Annotated in this window: 13 protein-coding genes; 7 read left to right on the top strand and 6 right to left on the bottom strand. The window is 60.6% G+C overall.

The features are described from left to right. Positions 1 to 94: 94 nt before the first annotated feature. The 6 genes from KF886_24725 to KF886_24700 form a co-directional block, all read right to left on the bottom strand. Positions 95 to 967: a hypothetical protein gene (locus KF886_24725; GenBank protein ID MBX3180564.1), complete on the bottom strand. Its 873-nt coding sequence runs from the start codon at positions 965 to 967 to the stop codon at positions 95 to 97. A 51-nt stretch (positions 968 to 1,018) separates the two neighbouring features. Next, the gene (locus tag KF886_24720) at positions 1,019 to 3,103 is read right to left on the bottom strand and encodes a hypothetical protein (GenBank protein ID MBX3180563.1); all 2,085 of its coding nucleotides are present in this window, start codon (positions 3,101 to 3,103) and stop codon (positions 1,019 to 1,021) included. Between the two features lie 249 nt (positions 3,104 to 3,352). Further along, on the bottom strand, positions 3,353 to 4,315 hold the full coding sequence (locus KF886_24715; protein MBX3180562.1) for a hypothetical protein: 963 nt from the start codon (positions 4,313 to 4,315) through the stop codon (positions 3,353 to 3,355). A gap of 239 nt (positions 4,316 to 4,554) precedes the next feature. Continuing rightward, complete coding sequence (locus KF886_24710; GenBank protein ID MBX3180561.1) at positions 4,555 to 6,387, bottom strand: leucine-rich repeat domain-containing protein; 1,833 nt, start codon at positions 6,385 to 6,387, stop codon at positions 4,555 to 4,557. Positions 6,388 to 7,300: 913 nt separating this feature from the next. After that, positions 7,301 to 9,628 (bottom strand): leucine-rich repeat domain-containing protein, encoded by a 2,328-nt coding sequence (locus KF886_24705; GenBank protein MBX3180560.1) that lies wholly within the window; start codon positions 9,626 to 9,628, stop codon positions 7,301 to 7,303. A gap of 575 nt (positions 9,629 to 10,203) precedes the next feature. Beyond that, positions 10,204 to 12,138 carry an acyl-CoA dehydrogenase family protein gene (locus tag KF886_24700; protein MBX3180559.1) on the bottom strand — a complete coding sequence of 645 codons (1,935 nt, stop codon included), beginning with the start codon at positions 12,136 to 12,138 and terminating at the stop codon, positions 10,204 to 10,206. Positions 12,139 to 12,525: 387 nt separating this feature from the next. Here KF886_24700 and KF886_24695 point away from each other — a divergent pair, with 387 nt between their 5' ends. The 7 genes from KF886_24695 (at position 12,526) to KF886_24665 (ending at position 20,953) form a co-directional block, all read left to right on the top strand. Next, positions 12,526 to 13,362: a dynamin family protein gene (locus KF886_24695; protein MBX3180558.1), complete on the top strand. Its 837-nt coding sequence runs from the start codon at positions 12,526 to 12,528 to the stop codon at positions 13,360 to 13,362. After that, entirely contained in the window at positions 13,352 to 15,532 is a 2,181-nt protein-coding gene (locus KF886_24690; protein MBX3180557.1) for a dynamin family protein, read from the top strand. Before KF886_24695 ends, KF886_24690 begins: the two co-directional genes overlap by 11 nt. A gap of 273 nt (positions 15,533 to 15,805) precedes the next feature. After that, entirely contained in the window at positions 15,806 to 16,417 is a 612-nt protein-coding gene (locus tag KF886_24685) for a hypothetical protein (GenBank protein ID MBX3180556.1), read from the top strand. A gap of 118 nt (positions 16,418 to 16,535) precedes the next feature. Further along, positions 16,536 to 17,192 (top strand): hypothetical protein, encoded by a 657-nt coding sequence (locus KF886_24680; GenBank protein ID MBX3180555.1) that lies wholly within the window; start codon positions 16,536 to 16,538, stop codon positions 17,190 to 17,192. Between the two features lie 81 nt (positions 17,193 to 17,273). Next, on the top strand, positions 17,274 to 17,951 hold the full coding sequence (locus KF886_24675) for a hypothetical protein (protein MBX3180554.1): 678 nt from the start codon (positions 17,274 to 17,276) through the stop codon (positions 17,949 to 17,951). 206 nt (positions 17,952 to 18,157) lie between these two features. Beyond that, the gene (locus tag KF886_24670; protein MBX3180553.1) at positions 18,158 to 19,831 is read left to right on the top strand and encodes a TIGR03663 family protein; all 1,674 of its coding nucleotides are present in this window, start codon (positions 18,158 to 18,160) and stop codon (positions 19,829 to 19,831) included. Between the two features lie 57 nt (positions 19,832 to 19,888). Beyond that, positions 19,889 to 20,953, top strand: a complete 1,065-nt coding sequence (locus tag KF886_24665) for a hypothetical protein (GenBank protein ID MBX3180552.1) — start codon at positions 19,889 to 19,891, stop codon at positions 20,951 to 20,953. The last annotated feature ends 85 nt before the right edge of the window (positions 20,954 to 21,038 follow it).

Raw genomic sequence — 21,038 nt, 5'->3', positions numbered from 1 at the left:
GAAGATGGCGTTGACGGATTTTGACCGGTCCACCAGGGAAGCGAATGCGTCGAAGTTGAGGGTGTTGTTGCGTAATAGCAGGTATGGTGCCGCATCAAGGCGTTGAAGCCACTTGAACTTTTTCAGTTATGTAAATATTGTCTTCGTTTGCGATGTAAAGGGAGAGTGAATCCGGCTTCTCATTTCCACGCAAGTCAATTAGTATTTCATCCACGCCTTCCTCCCGCTCATGAGTCAATTGGTAGCCTCGGCTGCTTATAGTGTTTCCTGCTTGGCCCGCACCGAAAGCCAATCCTCTGCTGCTTTCAAAGCCTCTTAAAATAGGCTTCAGCATGTATATTCCAGCCCCTTCTTGTCCGTCGGCCTCATGAATCGTGTAACTTTGAACCCTCACATCCTCATCCATAACACCTACTTCGGCAACCGCCCTGTCATTGCGAATAATGCCCGCGACCGTATCGGCGACCTGCTCCAGTAGGGCTGAATCTCCTTTATACGAAAAGTAAATCGTTATATTATACTCTCGCAGCAGAACGGTGCCTCCGTCGTCCCCCGATATGATCGCATACTCTGAACCTACTCCGCCGGACTTGATTTCCGCGCCCAAAGGAAAAGTCCGTGCTACTTTCCTTAAGCTTCTCCGGGCCGCATCGAGCGATGTATGCACGGCAAGGGACACATTATAGTAACTTTTGGGCGTACCGTGCGCTATGTATGAGACGCCACGCGCCTCGACGACGCGCTTGTCATACGAAAACCCTAGCTTTCCAAATAGCCGTTCCTGATTCAGGGCCACGTATCGTGGCCCTTCACCCTCTAGTGCCATCTGTTCTGCATCATAGTCCGTAACACCGACCTCACGGACCACAACCCGGTCCGACTCATGTTCCTGTGCCCGAACCAAGGAGGTTCCAACCACAGTTGTCGCCGTAAGAAGGAGCAGGAAGGACCTTGCTTGTAAATACATATCTTTTTGTCTCCAAGTATAGTGTCCTGTAAACATTTGACCACGTAGGTATTAATGAGGACAAACCCAAGTAATTTCACGAGAAGACGCTGGAAATCCCGATCCAAGTTGCTGCGAAGGAGAATACGCCGTTTCTCCCGCCGCCGGTGGAATACTGACACTGCCGCCCGCTCCAATAGAGTACGGCGGCATGATTTCGTCAAAAGATGTCAGTCCCGTAGTACCATAGGATGGATCATAGTATATGCCACCAACTGTCGTAAGCACGTGAAATAAAAAGTGCGGGTTCGCTTGCGCCGAACCATTGGCTGCTGCGGTGGTTCTAAAAGTAGGCCCAAGCCAACCTTTATACACATATTGTTCCATAAGACTCGGACTTGAGCCGCCCCACAGATAGGCGAGACTTGCGGAAATTCCAGCGACCTTGCAGTGGTGTTCCATGAGCATGGCATTCGCTTCACACTGAGCCTTTCCAATGGAATATACCGTAAGAATGTGACCTGTTGGAGTTAATTCTGTTGGATCATAGTTAACTTCGGCAGCAATACCGTTGCAAATAGCTTCGGCTACATCATCTATATCTTCAAGCCCATCGGCCCATTGGACATTCTTGTCAAGCGTCAAATCAAAAGGTATTTCTCCATGCGAATCCTCATCGGGCATTACATACCACTCTGTCGGGCCACCACTACCAATCCCACGCCAAGTAGAACCGTTGTCAGTAGAATACTGAAAGGTCACCGTGGTATCGTGCCCGCCGACCTTGTCGTGGCCGGGTATCTCAATTGTACCTCCAAGATTATCAACCGAAATAAGATTCGGGGGAGCCCCAACACTCTTGACTGTTTGCCCCAGAACCGTCGCCCCCGCCTTAGCGCGAATCAACAATTCCGTACAATCCGTAGATTCTATCCAGAACTCGGCATACAACGTGGGCTTCGCGCCGAATCCGTATCGAACTGGAGCAATGGGTCCGTTGTTAGTGCCGAACATATCGTAGTGAAGCCCGTTGTTCAACAGCTCCTCGGAAGGATAGGCGCGAACCGCCGCCGTATCCGTAAAGCGTATCGCCATAAGTGCAATATCCACTTCACATTCAGTGAATACAGCACTAACGTTGCGATCTTGCTTGCAATTAACATCGATGTTCTCATCACCGTTTATGGCCTCCGGCACATCTCCATCCCATCGATCAAAAAACCAGTTTGTGCTTGGAGATGCGGTAAGTGACACGGTCCCTTCGCCATACGGGTACGTTCCCGTAAACGGCAGCGTCTGCGCGCCGCCCGGCGGGCTTACGCTCACCGTGCCCTCGCCCTCCTTGTCCACCGTAAGCTCGACCTGCGCGAACACCGCGGTCACGGCCCGGGAGCCGTCCACCACGACGCTCGTGCTCGGGTTCTCGCCGCTGGCGTCGCCGGTCCACTCCTTGAAGCCCCAGCCGGCCGCGGGGCTGGCCGTGAGGCCGACGGTCTGCGGGCTCCCGTAGGTGATCGTGTGCGGGAGCGTCTCCCCGCCGCCCGGCGGCGTCACCGTCCCCTCGCCCACCTTGCTCACCGTCAGCTGGAGCTGCTCAAAGATGGCGTTGACGGATTTGTCCGCCGTCATGGTGACATTCGCCGAAAGCGCGCCCCCGATCGCCGCCCCCGACCACTCCCGGAAGGCCCAGCCCGCCGCCGGGACCGCCGTCAGCGTCACGGTCTCGCCGGGCTCATAGTCCTCGGAGAAGGTGGGAGTCTGTGTGGCGCCGTAGGGGTCGGCCGTCACCTGGCCCTCCCCCGACTTCGTCACCGTCAGCGTGGTCTGGTAGAACACGGCGTTCACGGACTTGTCCTCGTCCATCGTGACATTCACCGACGCGGAAGCGCCGCTCGCCGCGCCCGTCCATTCCTTGAAGCCCCAGCCCGCCGCCGGGACCGCCGTCAGCGTCACGGTCTCGCCGGGTTCATAGTCCTCGGAGAAGGTGGGGGTCTGCGTGGCGCCGTAGGGGTCGGCCGTCACTTGCCCCTCCCCCGTTTTCGTCACCGTCAGCGTGGTCTGGTAGAACACCGCGTTCACGGACTTGTCCTCGTCCATCGTGACATTCACCGACGCGGAAGCGCCGCTCGCCGCGCCGGTCCATTCTTCATAGCACATAGGGACTACAGTGGTGACTATAGACTTAGGTATTTGATCAATTTGAATTTACCAAGTTCCCGTATTGGTGTAGTGCTAGCGTCCTGATCTTTTTGCCCCGATAGCTTGTCTATGTAAAGTCATTCCGGGGATGAATCGGATCTATGCTTGGCAACATTAATCTGGTCAGAGCCCTTAGAATCTATCCAGGGAGGGCATTAACTCAATTACAATGCCGTAAGGCAACCCACACTATAATCAGGTTTTTCTTTACCGAGTCTCGCCAAACTGGCGGAGTTGAAGCCATTTTTCGTTGGCTGTCAGGGCAATTGGGCGCGTCTCCCAGCCATGCATTTCACTTACGACAATCGTGGTGTCCTTTTTCCATTCTTCCAATTGAGGCAGGGCATCCGTCCCGGCTGCCGCAGAATAACTTCCAATCGCTATACACCTTACCTCAACTGTCTCATTTGGATTGTTAGCGATTGCTCGGACGTCTTCGGCTACGGACCTATCACCAGCAAACCCCAAGGCCAGCGTGAGCCATTTGGCCGCCTCGCCACCAACTTCGCTGTCGATTAACGCCTCTCGCAGATAGGGTTGGGCCGCTACACCAAAGCTCTGAAAAATCCCGACATGCATTCCAAGAATCTTGTCATAGTTGCTGATACTTGACGTAACATCGGCGCCCATATCAGAATGGTCTTCTTGGACCCGAATCAATCGTTCGACGACTGGTTTTATGCGTGTTTCGGGAATGTTTTCTGTAAACGCCGCCAGAAGGGCAGCCGCATTCATTGCATCCGAGTTGTTCCCTTCCCTGACAGTAACTAACAGGGTATTCAGATGTTCAGGGGACAATGGCACGCCGATACTCTTTCCGTGCGTCCCACGCCAGATCAATGCGTTCCGTGCGGCGCCGATCACATCTAGCCTGCCTTGTGCCGCGCCGACCGAGCCGTGATCTGCGAATGATACGCGTACGAGGAACTGGTCTATTTCGACTCCATCAATTTCCTTCAGACTGAAGATCAGGCGTGCCCTATAGAGGTCGAGTCTTGTGGAATCCCACAGCATCCGTTCAACCGCAGGTAAAATCTCCGTGCCTCGCCGCAGCAATTCACTCTCAATGATCTTGACGGATTCCAATTGCTCCGCCAAATTCGAGGAATCGCCTATCTGACTTCCCTTTTCCAACGTTGTCTCGCGGGCACGATACAGCGCTTCGGCCATACTGATGAGTTCCTCGTCAGTCTTTCGCGCATGCTCTCCATCACTGGAGCGGAGTAAGCTACCGGTATGGCGAAAGTGAGCGAAAGAAATACAATGGTGGCGGGTACTTCGAAGGCTTTCTTCATAATACGTATCGCTCCTACTATTCGAGGAATACCAGGAATATCAGGTACAGCCACTTATTCTTTTACTCATCCCCGCCCATCCGTACGTGCCCTTACATCCGCCATCCCCCCACCCTACCGCGAAACCCGGGGGATCTTCAGCGCGATCACCAGCATGGCCAACACGCCGAGGACAGCGATGACGCCGAGGAGGCTTTTCAGGTCGAGGCCGGAGGATTCGACGGAGACGTTGAACTGGGTTTCGGCGACGCTGGCGGCGAGCGCGACGGAGGAGTTCGCCGGGGGGGCGGCCGCGGGGGCGCGCGCGGCGTCGGGGGACGGCGTTGGAACCTCGATCTCCGCCGCGGGCGGCTGCGGCGCGTTGGCGCGTGCGGCGGCGAAGCGTTCTTCGGGGAAGGGCTTGCTGCTTGCGACCGTGGACGAGACGCGATCGAATACGTGGTTGCCCTGGGCCTGAATAGCGGGGATATGGGTGGTGAAGGCGTCGTCCAGCAGCGGGTTCTCGCCGAGACCAATCATGACGTCCCGGGCCGACGCGGTCTTCTCCACCAGCGGCGCGATATCCGTGATCCGGTTGAGCAGGAAGTCCACCGAAGCCCCGCTCGGGAGGGGCGGCAACGGGGAAAGATCGGCGATGATATTCTGCTCGAGGTCCAGTACCTTCAGGCGCACGAGCGACGACAGGGGCGCCAGATCGCTGATCTCGTTCCGGGTGGCCCAGATCTCGCGGAGGCGATGCAGCCCGGCGAGCGGCGCCAGGTCGCTCACGTAGTTCCCGTGAAATTCGATGTCTTCGAGCAGCGCCATATTGGCGATGGGGGCAAGATCGGTGATTTCGTTCCCGTTCAGCTGGAGCTTTTTCATGCGCGTCATGCCGGCCAGGGCGCCGATGTCACGGATTTTATTGTAGCTCAGATCGAGCGTCTCCAGTTCCGTGAGCCCCTTCAACGGCCCGATGTCCGCCAGGTTTTTGTTGCTGTCCAGTCCCAGATGGCGAAGCCGGACAAGTTCCGCCAGCGGCGCCACATCCTCGATTTCGTTGCCCCACAGGTCGAGGCGCTCCAGTTGCGAAAGTCCGGCCAGCGCGCCGATGTCGCGAATCCCGAAATGGTCCAGGTCCAGCTCGCGCAATTCGGTCAATTGCGCGAGGAAGCTCAAATCGCCGCCATCGCTCTTGGGTAGATCGAGGTACTTCAATTGTGAGAGCCCCGACAGCGGGGCGAAGTCCCGCGCGCTCACACCCCGTAGGTCGAGCGTCTCCAGGGATTTCAGGTTTGCGAGGGGCGTCAGGTCCTCCACCGAGTTTTGACCCAGCCGGAGGGTTTTCAGGTGGGTCAGGCCGCTGAGGTCTGCGATGTTCGTGATTTCGCTCCGTTGCAGGTGGAGTTGCTTCAGGTTGGTCAATCCGGCCAGCGGCGCCAGGTCCTCGAATGCCCCTTCGTCGATGTAGAGGGTCTCCAGGTTGGCCAGCCCGCTAAGCGGAGTCAGATCCGAGACCGGGTTGCTTTTCAACCAGAGCTCGCGCAGGTTCCCCAGTTTCGCCAGGGGGGTGATGTCCTTGATCTCGTGGCCGATGAATCGCAGTTCCTCCAGTCCCGTCATCCGGGCAAGCACAGCCCCGGGGATCGGCGGCCCGGGATGCAGGTTCAAGACCCGAAGTTTCGTAAGGGAGGCCAGCGGTTCGTAGTCGACCAACTTTCCCGGATTCAGGAAGATCGTGTCCAGGCCCTGCAGGCGTTCCAGGCCCGAGAGATCCTTAACGTCTCCCTGGTGAAGGTAGATCTCCCGCAGGGACTGCGCCCGAACAGCCTCAATATCGCCCTCGCGAATGCCCAGACGGCCGCGAACCTCCTTCTCGAGGGCCGGGTCGGGGAAAGTCAGGATTTCCTGGCCCTGCGCGAAGGCGCCCCCGAGCAAAGCCGCCGCCGCTATGCATCGCACGATCATGCCTCATGCCTCCATGGAAGAGTGTGGGTGCTGGAAAAGGGTCTTAATGGCGCTCGCGAAACGTGCCCGCGATTCGTCTTGCGTGGCGATGCCGCGCCGCCTGCCGGATTGCTCTGCCGTATTCACGGGATTACCGATCTCCCTGATGGTCTGCCGCTGGGCCCCTTTTCTCGCCGCCGGGATGGCCGCCACGAAAAAGTCTCCAGTCCCCAGCCTACGCGAGCGGCGGAATTCTGTCAAGTGGCTCTGGCGGTTAAGACGAATGCTTGCGGGGTAAGGTTCACGTTTACGTAGCATGAAGCGCTGATATTGCCGCGCCGAGGCTATTGGGCAGCGAGAAAAGCTTTGATTTTTGCAGTTCGGATGATGCGGGCTTTCAGCCCTGAACGAAATCACAGCCATTCCGCCTGGGCCTGCGGCCCAAGCGGGTATGATCGGCGCCTTCGGCGCTGAGGAATCCATATTCAGGGCCGAAGGCCCTATTTCAAACCAGCCTGGGTCATCGACCCAGGTAAAGGAAGCCAATAGGCTTTGAGGGCTGAAGGCCCGCTTCATTGCGCTCGTAATTCATCGGAACTATCAAGACCGTAATCGCAGGATCGCGGACATTCGTGTCCGCGACAACGTGAGCCCACCTCGAAGAGTTCCCCTACCCCCCCCCACCAAAACCACCTCGAAAGGAAAGTGGGACAGGTCCATGACGCGCCGGAGGCGGGCGTCCCGCCTGTGTACTGCGCCGAAAGGCGCGCCAGGCTCGCGGACATTCCGCGGCAACGCCGCCGCAGGTTCCGAGCGGGCACGGAGGAGCGGGAGCCTGAGCCCGGGAATACTTGGGGAATACTAGATAAGCCACCTGTTCTTTTACTCATCCCAGTTCATCCGTACGTGCCCTTACCCCCGCCACCCCCCCGCTCTACCGCGAAACTCGGGGGATCTTCAGCGCGATCACCAGCATCGCCAGCGCGCCGAGGACGGCGATGACGCCGAGGAGGCTTTTCAGGTCGAGGCCGGAGGATTCCACGGAGATGTTGAACTGGGTTTCGGCCAGCGAGACGGCCAGGGTGGCCGATGGGCTGTCCAGCTGATCGGGTGTCCCTGCTGTGGCGGCCAGGTCCATGCGGGGCGGGGTGTCCTGGCGCGCGAGACGTACCCGCAGCTGGCTGTCGCTGGCCCCGCCGTTTACGGACGCGAGGATAGTTTCGGCGTCTTCCCGTTCCATCGCGCCGCACACCAGCGCGGCGTCCGGGAAGCGGACCGAATCGGGAAGGTTGTACGCATAGACGACGTCATGGCCCCGTGCGAAGAGTTCGGGGATATCCCGGCAGAAGGCTTCGGGCCCGAGGTGGTTGCGGCCGAGTTCAATGCAGACCGGGTCTCCTTGACCGGTCGCGTCTAGAATTGGCGCAATATCTGAGATTTCATTGCCGTGGAGCAGGATGGTCGCCTCACGCCAGAAACCGGGCATCCCTTCGAGCGAGGTGAGCCGATTGTTCCGGAGGTCCAGCCGGTAGAGTTTCTCGTGTTGCGCAATGGGTTCGAGGCTCGTCACACGATTCCCGGCGAGGTTTATCTCCACCAGGCCGCGCAGGCCGCGCAGGTGTACAAGCGAGGTAATCTGGTTGTCGGCGGCGTCCAGCTTCCGCATGCTGGTGAGCCCCGCGAGGAATTCGAGCGATGTCGCTCCAATGCCGCGAATATACAGGTCATTCAGCGCGCGCAACTCCCGCAACGAATCCAAGCTGGCAATCGGGTTGCCCGTCAGGTGCAGCTCTCGAAGCGCGGGTAGATGGACGATGGGCTCGATGCGCTCGATGGCATTGAAATCGACGGCCAGCTGCTTCAAGTTTTTCAGTGCGGCCAGCGGGCTGAGGTCCGTTATCTGGTTGTGCGAGATAAACAGCGTTTGCAACTGGGGTAGCGCCGCCAGGGGCGTCAAGTCGCGGATATGGTTGGACTGCAACGCCATCATTTCGACGCCTTTAAGGTGCTCCAGGCCGGTGAGGTCAAAGATGTCCTTGCCCGTGGCCTGCAGGCGTCGGATCGAAGCCACGTCCTCGGGTAGCATCGCGCCGGCGGGCTTGTCGATCTGCTCCCGAATTACCCGCTCCAGGTTGGCGTCCGCGAATTGTATGGCGGCGGCCGGAATCTCCCTGGCCCCGCCCGCGGGCAAGCCAAACGCCTCCGCAAGTTCTTCGTCCGTGGCGCCCCGGTTCACCGCGGCAAGGATCAGGCTGCCGTCCTCCCGCTGCGCGGCTTCGCAAAGGAGGTCGTGGTCTGGAAAGGGAATCGATCTGTCGTCGGGCGACTTCCGGCGGTACACCACCCGATTCCTCCGTTTCTCGAGTTCGGGGATGTGCGTGCAGAAAGCGTCCTGATCGAGCTGGTTCAGGCCCAGCTCAATGATGATATTCCTGCCTCTCGCACAGGCCCGGGCAAGAGGGCCCAGGTCCGAAATCAGATTGTCATACAGCAGCACCTTGGCGTCGTCCCGAAATGCGGGAAGACCCTCCAGCGTGCCGAGGTGGTTTCCGGTCAACTCCAGCCACCACACGTTGGACAGGCCCGCCAGGGGGCTGAGATCGCCGATGCGGTTGTTCTTCAGCTCGATCTGCTTCAGGTGTTCGAGACCGCGCAAGGGCTCGAGGCTCTCGATCTGGTTGTCGGACGCCAGCAGCCTTTCGAGCTTGGGCATCTCCGCCGCGAAATCCAGGTTTTTCAGCCCGGTGCGCGCGATATAGAGGTCCTCCAGATGCACAAGCGCGGAAAGGAAACCTGGATCGCGGATGGCGACCCCCCCAATATTGAGGCGCCGAAGGGTAACCATCTCGGCGATTGGGGTCAGGTCATCTATGGGGTTGCCGGCAATGGACAAGTCCCGGAGATAAGGGAGCTTCAACAGTGGCGAAAGGTCGGTAATCGTATTGTTGTTAAGCCAAACCTGTTTCAACTGGGGCATTGCCGCGAGGCTTTGAATGTTCTCGATTTTGTTCGACAGGGCGTATAGCACCGTGATATTGGTGCAGTGCTCAAGGCCGGTGAGATCCCGGACGGAGGTTTGATACAGGGAGATTTTGGTCAGGCGCGCGAGGTGATCCCGCTGGATGGGGCCCTCGTGAAAACCCAGCGCATTGCGAATCTCCACTTCCAGCGCGGTGTCTGGGAAGTGCACCGGGTCCGCCGTCGCCGCGAGTGCGCAGATTGACGTGAAAAAACCAGTTGCCCACACGAGTCGATTTCTCATAAGAGGTAAGTGCTCCAAAGTATCTGCCGACTTTTCTGGCGCGCACGCCGCATCAACGCCATTCAGCCTTGATTCCAGCCTACGCGAGCGACGGAATTCTGTCAAGTGGCTCTGACGGTTGATACGATAGCCCGCGGGGTAAGGTTCATATTCTCGCCACAATGCAACGAAGCGACACAGCTGCCGGAGATACGTCAATTCCTGATTGGGATGTGTGCGACTTGCAGGATCGCGGACAGTCGTGTCCGCGAAGAATGTAGGATAGCCGTCTCGGCTGTCCAGCGCGCCGCAGGCGCGCCAGGATCGCGGGCATTCCGCGGCAACGCCGCCGCAGGTTCCGAGCGGGCGCGGAGGAGCGGGAGCCTGAGCCCGGCTGCGCCCACTGGCGCCGGGCACACCAAGAAACGTCGAGCTTCCGCGTGGACGCGGGCTTCCTCTGCCGCGGACATTCCAATGTCCGCGATCCCCGGCGCCTTCGGCGCGGTGGACAGCCCGGACGGCTGTCCTACATTTGCCGAAGGTGCGCCGTGCCGGAAACGCCTGAATTCCTGTTTACATGCTGATGTGTTGTTGTGCTATTCCGCCATGGCGGCGCGGGCGTCCTCGCTGGAGGTTACGACCGGCTGGTTGCTTTCGAAGTCGCGGTAGCCGCGCGGGAGATCTTCGAAGACGTCGCGGGCGAGCCAGCGGTACTTGCCGGCCATGAGCGAACTTCCGACTTTGTTGTAGACCCTGTTGTGGTTGTGCTTCACGGCACGGAAGTTGTCTTCAATGCGCTTGCGGGCGTTGCGGCAGAAGAGGTCGGTAAGTTCCTGGGGCGTCTGGTCATCGCGGTTACCGGCGAGGCGCTGGTCCGCGTTGGCCAGAACACACGCCATCACGAAGAGATCGACGCCGATATCCACGAAGTTGCCGAGGAGAATTTGCTCGAATTCGAGCTTTTCCTTGTACTTGCCCATGGTGTGAAAGAGCGTTCGCGCAAGTCGCTTGCTGGCCTTCGCGGCGTAGGCCAGGTGCTCGCGGTTAACGGTGTTCAGGTGCTTGACGTCAAAGTCGATCGCGGAGGGAAGCCAGAGCTTCGGATACCAGGCGGCGTAGAACTTCGCGGCCCGGATCAGGTAGTGCAGTTTCTTGCCCTGCTGTTCGGGTTTTGGCTGGAGCAGCGGCATCATGAGCTTGAAGTGGGTGTCCATCGCCTCGCGGGCCATGATAAGGTGCATGACTTCCGAGGAGCCCTCAAAGATCCGGCCGACGCGCATGTCCCGGAGCGTGCGGTGTACCGAGACCGGCTTCTCGCCGCGCTGGTAGAGCGAGGTGTCGGACTCAAAGCCACGCCCGCCTCGAACCTGGAGGAAATCGTCGAGCAATCTGGAGGTCGTTTCCGTGCAGAAGTATTTCGCGGCGGCGGCTTCGAGGCGGATGTCCGCGTTCTTACGGTCCGCGAAAGAGCAGGCGACGTAGACCAGGCTCTCCATGGCGAAGGTGTCGGCCGCCATGTTGGCGATTTTTCGCGCAATGGACTGGTGCTGGCCAATGGGAACGCCCCACTGCACGCGCGCATTCACCCACTCCTCGCAATCAAGCAGGTATTTCTTGCAGGAGCCGGCGGAGGCGGCGGGAATGCCGAGACGGCCCGCGTTCAGGGTGGTCAGAGCGATCTTGAGGCCCTGTCCAGGCTTGCCAATCATGTTCTCGGCCGGGACCTTCACGTTGTTGAACAAAAGCAGGCCATTGGAGATGCCCCTGAGGCCCATAAACGAACATTCGTGGGCGACGGAAAACCCGGGGGAGTCCGCTTCGACGATAAACGTGGAGATCTGCGGTATCTCGCGGCCATTTTTGATGATCGGCGGGGTTTTCGCCATGACCACCATCATGCTTGCGGCGGGGCCGTTCGTGCACCAGAGCTTCTGGCCGTTAATCAGGTAGTAGCTACCGTCCTCCGAGGGCGTGGCCGTGGTCGTCATCTTCGCGGGATCCGACCCAACGTCCGGCTCGGTAAGGGCGAACGCGGAGATCTCGCCCTTCGCAAGGCGCGGGAGAAACTTCTGCTTCTGTTCCTCGGTACCGAAGAGCTTCAGCGGCTGCGGCACACCGATGCTCTGGTGCGCGGAGACCCAGGTGACGGTGGACTGGCAGTAGCTGCCGATGAAACTGAGCACGCGGCCGTAGTTCCATTGGGACAGGCCAAGACCACCGTATTTCTTGTCGATCTTCATGCCGAAGATGCCGATCTTCGCCAGTTCATCCAAAACAACCTGGGGATATTCTCCGGTCTCGTCCACCCGAATGGGATCCAGATGCTGGTCCAGCACCGCGCGGACTTTTTCAATCAACTCGTCGCCAACGCGCTTGTCGTCGGCATCCTGTTTCGGATACGGGTGCAGCAAATCCCACCGAAAATTTCCCCGGAACAGCTCGGCGGTAAAGCTTGGAAACCGCCATTCGGTTTCCCGCGCGGCTTCGGCGAGTTCCATGGCCTGATCTTTAGCGGACTGATTGGCTGCCATACCCGACTCCTTGCTACCTAACGACCGGTAGGTATTGTGCCTCAAACGAATCGCGCGCCGTGCGCGCATGCTGCCGCGGGATGCGAACAAACCTGTGCAATAACTACAGCCCGGAGCATACCACAACCTCCCATGCAACGCCACCTTCTTCCAAGGGGCTGGAGATTGGATTCCGGAAGGCCATCGGTCGATGTCAGGAAGGACGCATGGCGCGATGCTTATTCGGGAAGCGGTTGACTTCGCAAGAGTTGCGCGGGCCGGGCCGTGGTGGCTATTATCCGTCGAACGGTGAAAAGCAGGAATTCCCGGGCGGCGCGCCGAGGCGCGCGCCGGGGATGCGCCCGCTCCCCGCTTCGGGGGCGCCGTCTGGAAAGGAAATGGACCTCCATGCAGGACCTGGATCGGGCCCCGTGCGTATTTGCCGTCGGGGATTTCAATACGGGCAAGTCCACGCTGCTCAATGCGTTGTTGCGGCAGGAAGTGCTGCCGTGCAGCCGTGAAGAGGGCCGGGCGCTGCCTACCTTCATCACGCGGGTTACAGACAGCCATGATCGGTTCGCGGCGCTGCACCGCAAGGACGGGGGCCTGACGCCGCGCACGCACGACGAGTTTCTGCACGTCCGGAAGGCGGACGAGCATAGCGCCCAGTACAAGGCGCTGGCGGCGGGCTGTGTCCGATCGCCCTTCAACAACCTCGTGCTGGTGGATACGGCGGGAATGTCGAGCGATACATGCGAGTCGGTGGAGATCGCGGGGCTGGCGAACCAGGAGGACGCGCTGCTGCTGGTGGTGACGGACATCGAGTATTGGGCGGCGAAGCATACGATGGATTTCATCGCGTACCACCAGGAACAGTTCGGGGATTCGATTCTGGTGGTGGCGAACAAGGCGGATCACCTGAACGCGGGGGAAATCGAGCGGATCGAGCACAAGGCGGTTTCGCGGATGGAGGAATACGGCATCCACCCCGCGCCGCGTTTTCTGACGCTATCCGCCCGTCTCGAGCTCTATCGCCGGGAACCGCGCAACGAGTACCGGTGCCGGACGAAGCCGCGGGTGCGCGAACTGTGCGACGCGGGATTTGACGCGCTTCGTCTCGCGCTGTACGAGTTTGAGGCGGCGTGTTGCCGCCGGGCCCCGCGACCGGGCATCGACGCGGTATTGCAGATGCCCCTGGCGTCGTCGTTTATCGCGGTTCAGGAAGGAGCCCTCCATGAAGTTTAGGGATCTGGAAGAGAGCCGCGCCTGGGCGCTTTCCTCGATGGACGCGCTGGGGGCCTTTGTGCGGCAGGACCCGGATTTCCGGGGCAACAAGAAGTTTGAAGAGAAGTCGCTTTTCTACCAGCGCCAGTGCGTGGAGGACGGCAAGTACCGGGTGGTGTTCCTGGGTACGTTCAACGTGGGCAAGTCCACGGCGATCAATGCGTTTCTGGGCGCGGGCTACCTGCCGATGGACGTGGAGGAATGCACGTCGAAGCTGGCGTTCATCCAGCGCGGCGAGGCCATGTCGCTGTCGATGGGCCTGAGCGAAGCGATTTCCGGGCATGAGCTGGAGGCGCTGCGATCGGCGCTTCAGGATGTGCCGTCTTCGTTCGAGACGGCGGAAGACGGCCACCGGGTGCACATCCGCTACGAGGGCCACCAACCGGACTGGATGCGGCGGACGCTGGAGCCGCTGGTGACGGTGATGGCGGACGAGACGTATCCCCACCTGGCGCCGTTGCGCGAGAAGATAGAGGATTTGCACATATCCCTGCCTTCGGAGGTGCTGGAGGAGGATATTGTTTTCGTGGACACGCCGGGTGTGCACAGCGTTTCGGAGACGCGGCAGGAAATCACGTACGGGATCATCGAGCGGAGCCACCTGGTGATTTCGTTCGTGGACAGCAGCTTCGCGGGCAACATCCACGACCTGAATTTTATCAAGCGCATCATCAAGTGGCGCGGTCGTCGGGTGTTTTTCGTTTTGAACAAGGCGGACAAGCTGGAGACCAGCGAGATTGACGTGCGCGGGGCGCGGGGTCCGGCGAAGAGCCTGATTGAGGCCTTCGCGCGGCACGACATCCCGGAGGATTCCGAGATTTTCTTTCTGTCGGGCTACCGTGCGCTTCGGGCGCTGGAGCTGGATCAGGGCTATACGACGCTGGAGGCGGTGCAGGACGACAACAAGGTATCGATTCCGACGAGCATCATGGACCGGATTGGCGGCAGCGACGATCCCGCGCGGGATCTGTCGGCCTTTCTGATGGGCCAGAGCCGGCTCCCCCACCTTCGGGAGCGGCTGATGGACTACCTGCTGAACGAAAACAAGGCCGGGGCGGTGCTGGAGACGGCGGTGCGGTTTGTGGGCGAGCGCGCGGAAGAGTACGTTGCCGGGCTGGAGAATGAACTGAAGCTGGCGAAGGATCCGACGAAGTTTGAGGATTTGCGCCGGAACCGGGAGGCGCTGTTGCGGCGCCTGGACGAGATCCGCGCGAGCAGCGCGCTGGTGTTGGAGCGCTTCCGGATCCGCAGCCGCGGCGGGGAAACAAAAGATGGGCATTATGCGGGCTACGCGGAGCGGTTCCGGGTGGAGATCACCGAAACGGCCATCCAGGACCAAATCATCAGCCCGCTGCTGGCCTGGCTGCGGACCAACAACAACCTGAAAACGGCGCGCCGGCAGAAATTCAAGACGCTCTCGGCGCAGACCGAGCACCAGGTGGACGAGTTCGTGTCGGCGGCGACCGCGCGCATTATGGCCATTGTGGAGGCGACCGAGCAGGAGGCCCGGCAGGATATTTCCGACAAGCTCGGCGCGATTCGCGAACTGCGCGTTCAGATGACGCAACCCGCTGGCTTGGAAGGCTTTACACTGGAAACCTCCATGGCCCGCAGTTACATGGTCTTCGGGACGGGCGGGGCGCTGGTCGGCGTGGCGGCGGGCGCGGCGGTGGGCACGACGGTGGTGCCGGTTATCGGCACGGCGATCGGCGCGGGTATCGGCGCGCTGTTTGGGGCGGTGGGCGGTTTTCTTACCCGGCTCGCGTGGAGCGAGGACCGCTGGCTCAAGAAGCTGGAGCCGGTGATCCGCCAGAACGTGATGAACATGCTGATCGAGGGCGGGAAAGACCATCAGGGCAACCCCGCGGAGCCGATTATCAAGACGGTTTCGGAGTACCTGGACCAGCGCGCGGAAAGCTTCCACGGCGCCGTGGAGGCCGAGGTGAACAACGCGATTAACAGTGTGCAGGCGGAGTGCGACGATTTGCTGGCGCGCGAAGACGAGATCCGGCGGCAGGCGGAGGCGATCATCGCGCGCCTGGAGCCGAAGGTGGTGATGCTGCACGGGATACGCGACCGCGCGGCGCTGGTGGTGGAGTCTTTGTTCCGTCCCGAGACGGTGCGGGTGTAGTCCACAGAGCAATCCGGCGCGGCGCGAACAAGCGGGGATGAATGAATCGCGCTGGATTTCGTCTGTCCTGGTGGCGTCCGCTTCCGTTTGCGGCGCAGCGGCAAGTGCACCGGGCGTCGGGAATTTGATAAACTAGCGAATGCGTGTATACGCGGTAACCGGTTAACCAACAAGGCCTGCCTTGTTACGACCCTGGCTGTATCTAAGGAGAATGAAATGAGTAAAGCGCGTTTTGCAGTATGCGCCGTGGCGGCGTTGGCGTTGCTCGGCGGGATGGTGGCTCCTTCCGCGGTGGCGGAGGACTTGGAAGCCATCGAAATTGAGCTTCCGGAGGCCTTCTTCGGCGGCACGCCGCTGGATTACTGGGGTCCGAACCTGGAAGAGCCCGATTTCAAGGATCGCCCGCCGTTCATGGCGCCGAAGGGCACGTCGATCGTTTCCAGCGGCAAGCCGGTGACCGGCAGCGCGAACCCAACACTGGGCGAACTGAAGCAGCTGACGGACGGCGACAAGGACTACGCGAAGACGAGCCTGGTCGAGCTGCCGGAAGGCCTTCAGTGGGTGCAGGTGGACCTGGAAGAGAGCAAGAGCATCTACGCGGTGCTGGTGTGGCACTTCCATGAGGGCAACCGCGTGTACTTCGACATGGTGGCGCAGGTTTCGGACGATCCCGAGTTCAAGGATGGCGTCACGACCATATACAATAACGATTACGACAACTCCGCCGGCCTGGGCGTGGGCGAGGACAAAGAATACATTGAGAGCAACAAGGGCCGCCTGATCGACGCCAAGGGCGCCAAGGGCCGCTACGTCCGCGTTTATGGCAAGGGCAACACGGCGAACGACTTCAACCACTTTATCGAAGTGGAAGTCTGGGGCAAGTAATCTCGCCCTGAAGTAGACCAAGTTCGATAGAAGCCCCCGGTCGCGCGGCCGGGGGCTTTTTGCTATCATGGACGGAACGAAACCGACGGCGGCAGCGCCGGGCAAAGGAGGCATTGGCATGCGTGCGGCACGAATCCTGGTATGGGCGATGGCGTTGGGATTGATTGGCTGTTTCCCCGCGGCGGCGGAGGAGATGGAGGCGATCAATATCGAGCTTCCCGAGGCATCGTTCGGCGGAACGCCGGTTCCACACTGGAGCCCGAACTTCGAGGAACCCGATTTCAAGGACAGGCCACCCTTTCTTGCGCCAAAGGGCACGGCGATTGTCTCACGGGGTAAACCCGTAACCGCGAGCGCGCCCGCAAACTTCGGGGAACTCGCGCAGCTGACCGATGGGGACAAGGCCTTCGCGAAGTCGAAGCTGGTGGAGTTGCCCGAAGGGCTCCAGTGGGTGCAGGTGGACCTGGAAGAGCGCAAAGCCATTTACGCGGTGCTGGTGTGGCATTTTCATGAGGAGAACCGCGTGTACTTCGACCTGGTTGCGCAAGTTTCGGACGATCCGGAATTCAAGGACGGCGTGACAACGATTTACAACAACGATTTCGACAATTCCGCCGGTCTGGGCGTGGGCGAGGACAAGGAGTACGTCGAAAGCAACAAGGGCCGCCTGATCGATGCCAAGGGGGTTCGGGGGCGTTATGTGCGGGTGTATGGCCAGGGCAACACGGCGAATGATTTTAACCATTTTATCGAGGTGGAAGTCTGGGGCGGGTGAAGGTGCGGCACGTCCGCCGCAGGCGGAAAGGGTGAGGCGGTGGGTGACGGGTTCAGTTGTTGTGGTGTTCTGGAGTCAAGTATGCGTGTTCTCCCTCATGTTCTTGTTGTTGCCGCGCTTTGTTGCGGGTCCGCGCCGGCGGATACGGCCGCGGGGGCGGATGACGAGGTGTTGTCGTTTGAACTTCCGGAGCCGTTTTACGGGGGCACGGTGATCTCGTATTGGAGCCCGAAGCTGGAGGCGAGTGTCTACCAGGACCGCAAGCCGTATGTGGCGCCCAAGGGCACGCGGGTGGTGTCGCGGGGCAAGCCGGTGAGGTCGAGCGCGGCGCCGCTGGTGGGGGAATTGGCGGAGATCGTCGACGGGGACAAGGAATTCGCGAAAACGAGCCTGGTGGAGCTGCCGGGGGGGACGCAGTGGGTGCAGATCGACCTGGGGGCGACGCACGACCTGTACGCCATCCTGGTGTGGCACTTTCACGCGGGCGCGCGGGTGTATTTCGATGTTATCGGTCAGATTTCCGATGATCCCGAGTTCAAAACAGGCGTGACGACGCTGTTTAACAACGATTTTGACAATTCGAGCGGGCTGGGCCAGGGCGAGGACAACGAGTACATCGACAACAGCGACGGGCGTCTGTTCGACGCGAAGGGGGCGCCGGCGCGGTATGTGCGCTTCTACAGCCGGGGCAATTCGGATGGTGATTTCAATCATTATGTCGAGATCGAGGTCTGGGGGCGGGAGTTGGGGGAAGAGTGAAGGTGCGGCACGTCCGCCGCAGGCGGAAAGAGTGAAGGGTGTTTTTTGCTGGCGTTGTTCCGCCGAGCGGAACGGAACGCATTCCCACGGGGGACCGTGGGAACGAGTTTCTGGGTGCGGCGCGTCCGCCGCAGGCGGAATGAGGGGTGGATGACGGGGTTGGTGGATTCCGGTTGGCATTGGATTGGAACGAGGCTGGAGTTGATTTGAAGGGCTTACGGATTATAGAAATCGGGTTGTTGCTGCTTGTGCTGGCCGGCGCGGCGGTGTTGCGCTTTTATGATCTCGACTATCGCGTCATGCACGGGGATGAGGCGAACCAGGCGATGAAGACGGGGGTGTTGCTGGAGACCGGGGAGTACGCGTATGACCCGTATGAGCACCACGGCCCGACGTTGTACTACCTGACGTTGCCGGTGTTGTGGGCGGGCGGGGTAACTTCGAAAGTGGAGATGGGCGAGACGGCGATCCGGCTCGTGCCGGCCGCGTTTGGTCTGGGGCTGGTGCTGCTTTCCTGGCTGATCCTCTCCCCCATCGACCGCCGCGCGGCGCTGCTGGGCGCGCTGCTGGTGGGGCTGTCGCATGGCCTCGTGTATTACAGCCGCTACTATATTCAGGAGACCCTGTTTGTATTCTTCGCGGCGGGCTTGGTGTGGTGTGGATTTCACTATCCGCGATCGCGCCGGATCGGCTGGGCCCTGGCCGCCGGGGCGTTCCTGGGGCTGTTGCACGCGACCAAGGAGACGGGTGTCCTGGTGGTTGTGGCGATGCTGGGCGCGCTGGTGGCGAGTTGGTTTCTTGATTGGATCGCGGGTGGCGGCGTGGGAACAGCCCGGCAGCTTCGCCGAGAGAACTCAGGCGAGAAGCCGGCGCCACATTCCTGGTTTGTGGGCTTGAACTTCCAGCACCTGGCGGCGGCGCTGGGGATGGCCCTGGCGGTGTCGGTGCTGTTCTTCTCGTCGTTCTTTACGCACGCGCGAGGTCCACTGGACTCGATCCTGACGTACACGACGTATCTGGGCCGCGCGGAGGGGCACGGGAGCAGCGGATTGCACGAGCACCCGTGGTATTACTACCTCTGGCTGCTGGGCTACTACTACCGCGAGGCGGGCCCCCGGTGGAGCGAGGGGCTGATCCTCGGGCTCGCGCTGGTTGGCGGCATCACCTGCACTTGGCGGCCACTGGGTATGCGTAGAGCGCATTCTAGCTCCGATGGGGATTATTACTGCAGCACGGTGTATACGCCGGATCTCATCTTCCTTCAGCGCTTTCTCCTGACCTACACCCTGTTCTTACTCGTTGGCTTTTCCATCATTCCCTACAAGACCCCGTGGAACCTGCTTATCTTTCTGCATCCGCTGTGCCTGCTGGCGGGGCTGGGGGCGTGGCGGCTGCTCGGGGCGTCGCGGGCGGTGTGGTGGCGCGCCGCGGTTGCCCTGGTGCTGGCGGCGGGGTGCATCCAGCTGGCGGGCCAGACGTGGCGCGGGATCTTCACCTACGGCGCGGATGTGCGGAATCCGTATGTGTACGCGCACACGAGCTCGGCGATACGGCGATTGACGGATCGCGTGGACGGGATTGAGGCGGTGCACCCGCGCGGTGAGCAGTTGCACATCAACGTGTTTCGCCCGGGCGGCGATTACTGGCCGCTGCCGTGGTATTTCCGGGCCTATCCGAACGTCGGGTATTGGCCGAACCTGCCGGAGAACTGCGACGCGGATATTATTCTCGCGAGCCCGGAGACCGCGCCCGCGGTGCAGTCGCGGTTGAAGAACGAGTACCATGTCGAGATGCATGGGCTGCGCCCCGGCGTGCTCATGCCGACGTTTATCCGGAAGGACCTCTGGGACGCGTTTATGGCGGGGCGGACCACGGATTGACCCTGGAACCTCTCGGGGAGCACCGACTTCAGCCGGTCCGCGCCCCACTGGAGATTGATGGTGCGTGTACTGGCGATATTCTTGATCCTGATCGGTCTGATTGGCGCATCCGCCGGCGAGATTAATCCGGAGGCGGTCCAGGCCTGGTCGGCGCCGTTTCGCGGCTGGCATTACTACCCCGACCACGTGATCCCCCCCGCTCCGGAAATCCCCGGCTTTGCGGGGGTAAAAATGACCGATGTGCCCACGGTGTTTCAGTTGCCCGGCGATCCGCTGTGGTACATGAGTTTCATCGGGTTCGATGGAAACGGTTACCAGAGCTTCATCGCGGAAAGTGCGGACCTGATCCACTGGTCGGACTACCGGCTCGCCATGGGTTATGGCCCGGAGGGATCCTTCGACCATGGCGGCGTGGTGCTGGGGGCCTACCTCTACACCAGCTACGACTTGAAGGCGCCGCGGGTCCTGAAGCGTCGGGACGGGAAATTCTGGTCGCTTTACGGGGCGTATCCGCGCCAGGGGGGGTACGAATTGCGGCCGGGCTACGAGGGCGTGGCGATCAGCGAAGATGGCCTCACGTGGCGGCGCGCGATAGACGACCCGATTCTCTCGGTTCACCAGGAGGATGTGGGCGAATGGGAAAAGGACTGTATTTACCAGCCTTGGCTGGTGGAGCACGCGGGATCGTTCTACAATTTCTACAACGCGGCGAACGGCCGGATTGAGCAGACGGGCCTGGCGCGATCGGATGATTTGCTGACGTGGCGTCGGCACGCGGCGAATCCGGTGGTCCCCGTGGGAGCGGACGGCAGTTTCAATGAAGTCTTCTCCTCCGATCCCAAGGTGTATCGGGACGGTGACCACTGGACCATGATTTTTTTCGGGGTAGGGCGGGGCCACGCCCACATCATGGCGGCGTTTTCGCGGGATCTTGAGCGCTGGACCATTTATCCGGAGCCGCTCTACCGCGCGGGCGGCCACCCGGCGGGGCTGGACGCGGAGCATGCGCACAAGGTTTCGCTGGTTCATAACCCGGGAAACGACACGTTCTACCTGTTTTACAACGCGGTCGGGGAAAAAGGGCGGGGGATCGGGCTGCTTACGAGCAAGCCCTTGGACTGACCGGCGGCCGGCGGCGCTTCCGAGTTTGCGCCTGTGCGGGGGTTGCACGTATACTCCAGTGCCTTAACCGAGGAGAGGACGCCAG

This window comes from Candidatus Hydrogenedentota bacterium (assembly GCA_019637335.1).
In the GTDB taxonomy this organism is placed as follows: Bacteria; Hydrogenedentota; Hydrogenedentia; order Hydrogenedentales; family JAEUWI01; genus JAEUWI01.
This window is presented reverse-complemented; position numbering and strand designations above follow the sequence as displayed.

What these genes read in the sequence shown, in the direction of transcription:
- KF886_24675 (MBX3180554.1), top strand. Translation starts at nt 17,274, where the DNA reads ATGCGTGTTCTCCCTCATGTTCTTGTTGTTGCCGCGCTTTGTTGCGGG.
- KF886_24710 (MBX3180561.1), bottom strand. Translation starts at nt 6,387, where the DNA reads ATGATCGTGCGATGCATAGCGGCGGCGGCTTTGCTCGGGGGCGCCTTC.
- KF886_24700 (MBX3180559.1), bottom strand. Translation starts at nt 12,138, where the DNA reads ATGGCAGCCAATCAGTCCGCTAAAGATCAGGCCATGGAACTCGCCGAA.
- KF886_24665 (MBX3180552.1), top strand. Translation starts at nt 19,889, where the DNA reads ATGGTGCGTGTACTGGCGATATTCTTGATCCTGATCGGTCTGATTGGC.
- KF886_24720 (MBX3180563.1), bottom strand. Translation starts at nt 3,103, where the DNA reads ATGTGCTATGAAGAATGGACCGGCGCGGCGAGCGGCGCTTCCGCGTCG.
- KF886_24685 (MBX3180556.1), top strand. Translation starts at nt 15,806, where the DNA reads ATGGTGGCTCCTTCCGCGGTGGCGGAGGACTTGGAAGCCATCGAAATT.
- KF886_24705 (MBX3180560.1), bottom strand. Translation starts at nt 9,628, where the DNA reads ATGAGAAATCGACTCGTGTGGGCAACTGGTTTTTTCACGTCAATCTGC.
- KF886_24695 (MBX3180558.1), top strand. Translation starts at nt 12,526, where the DNA reads ATGCAGGACCTGGATCGGGCCCCGTGCGTATTTGCCGTCGGGGATTTC.
- KF886_24690 (MBX3180557.1), top strand. Translation starts at nt 13,352, where the DNA reads ATGAAGTTTAGGGATCTGGAAGAGAGCCGCGCCTGGGCGCTTTCCTCG.
- KF886_24725 (MBX3180564.1), bottom strand. Translation starts at nt 967, where the DNA reads ATGTATTTACAAGCAAGGTCCTTCCTGCTCCTTCTTACGGCGACAACT.
- KF886_24715 (MBX3180562.1), bottom strand. Translation starts at nt 4,315, where the DNA reads ATGGCCGAAGCGCTGTATCGTGCCCGCGAGACAACGTTGGAAAAGGGA.
- KF886_24680 (MBX3180555.1), top strand. Translation starts at nt 16,536, where the DNA reads ATGCGTGCGGCACGAATCCTGGTATGGGCGATGGCGTTGGGATTGATT.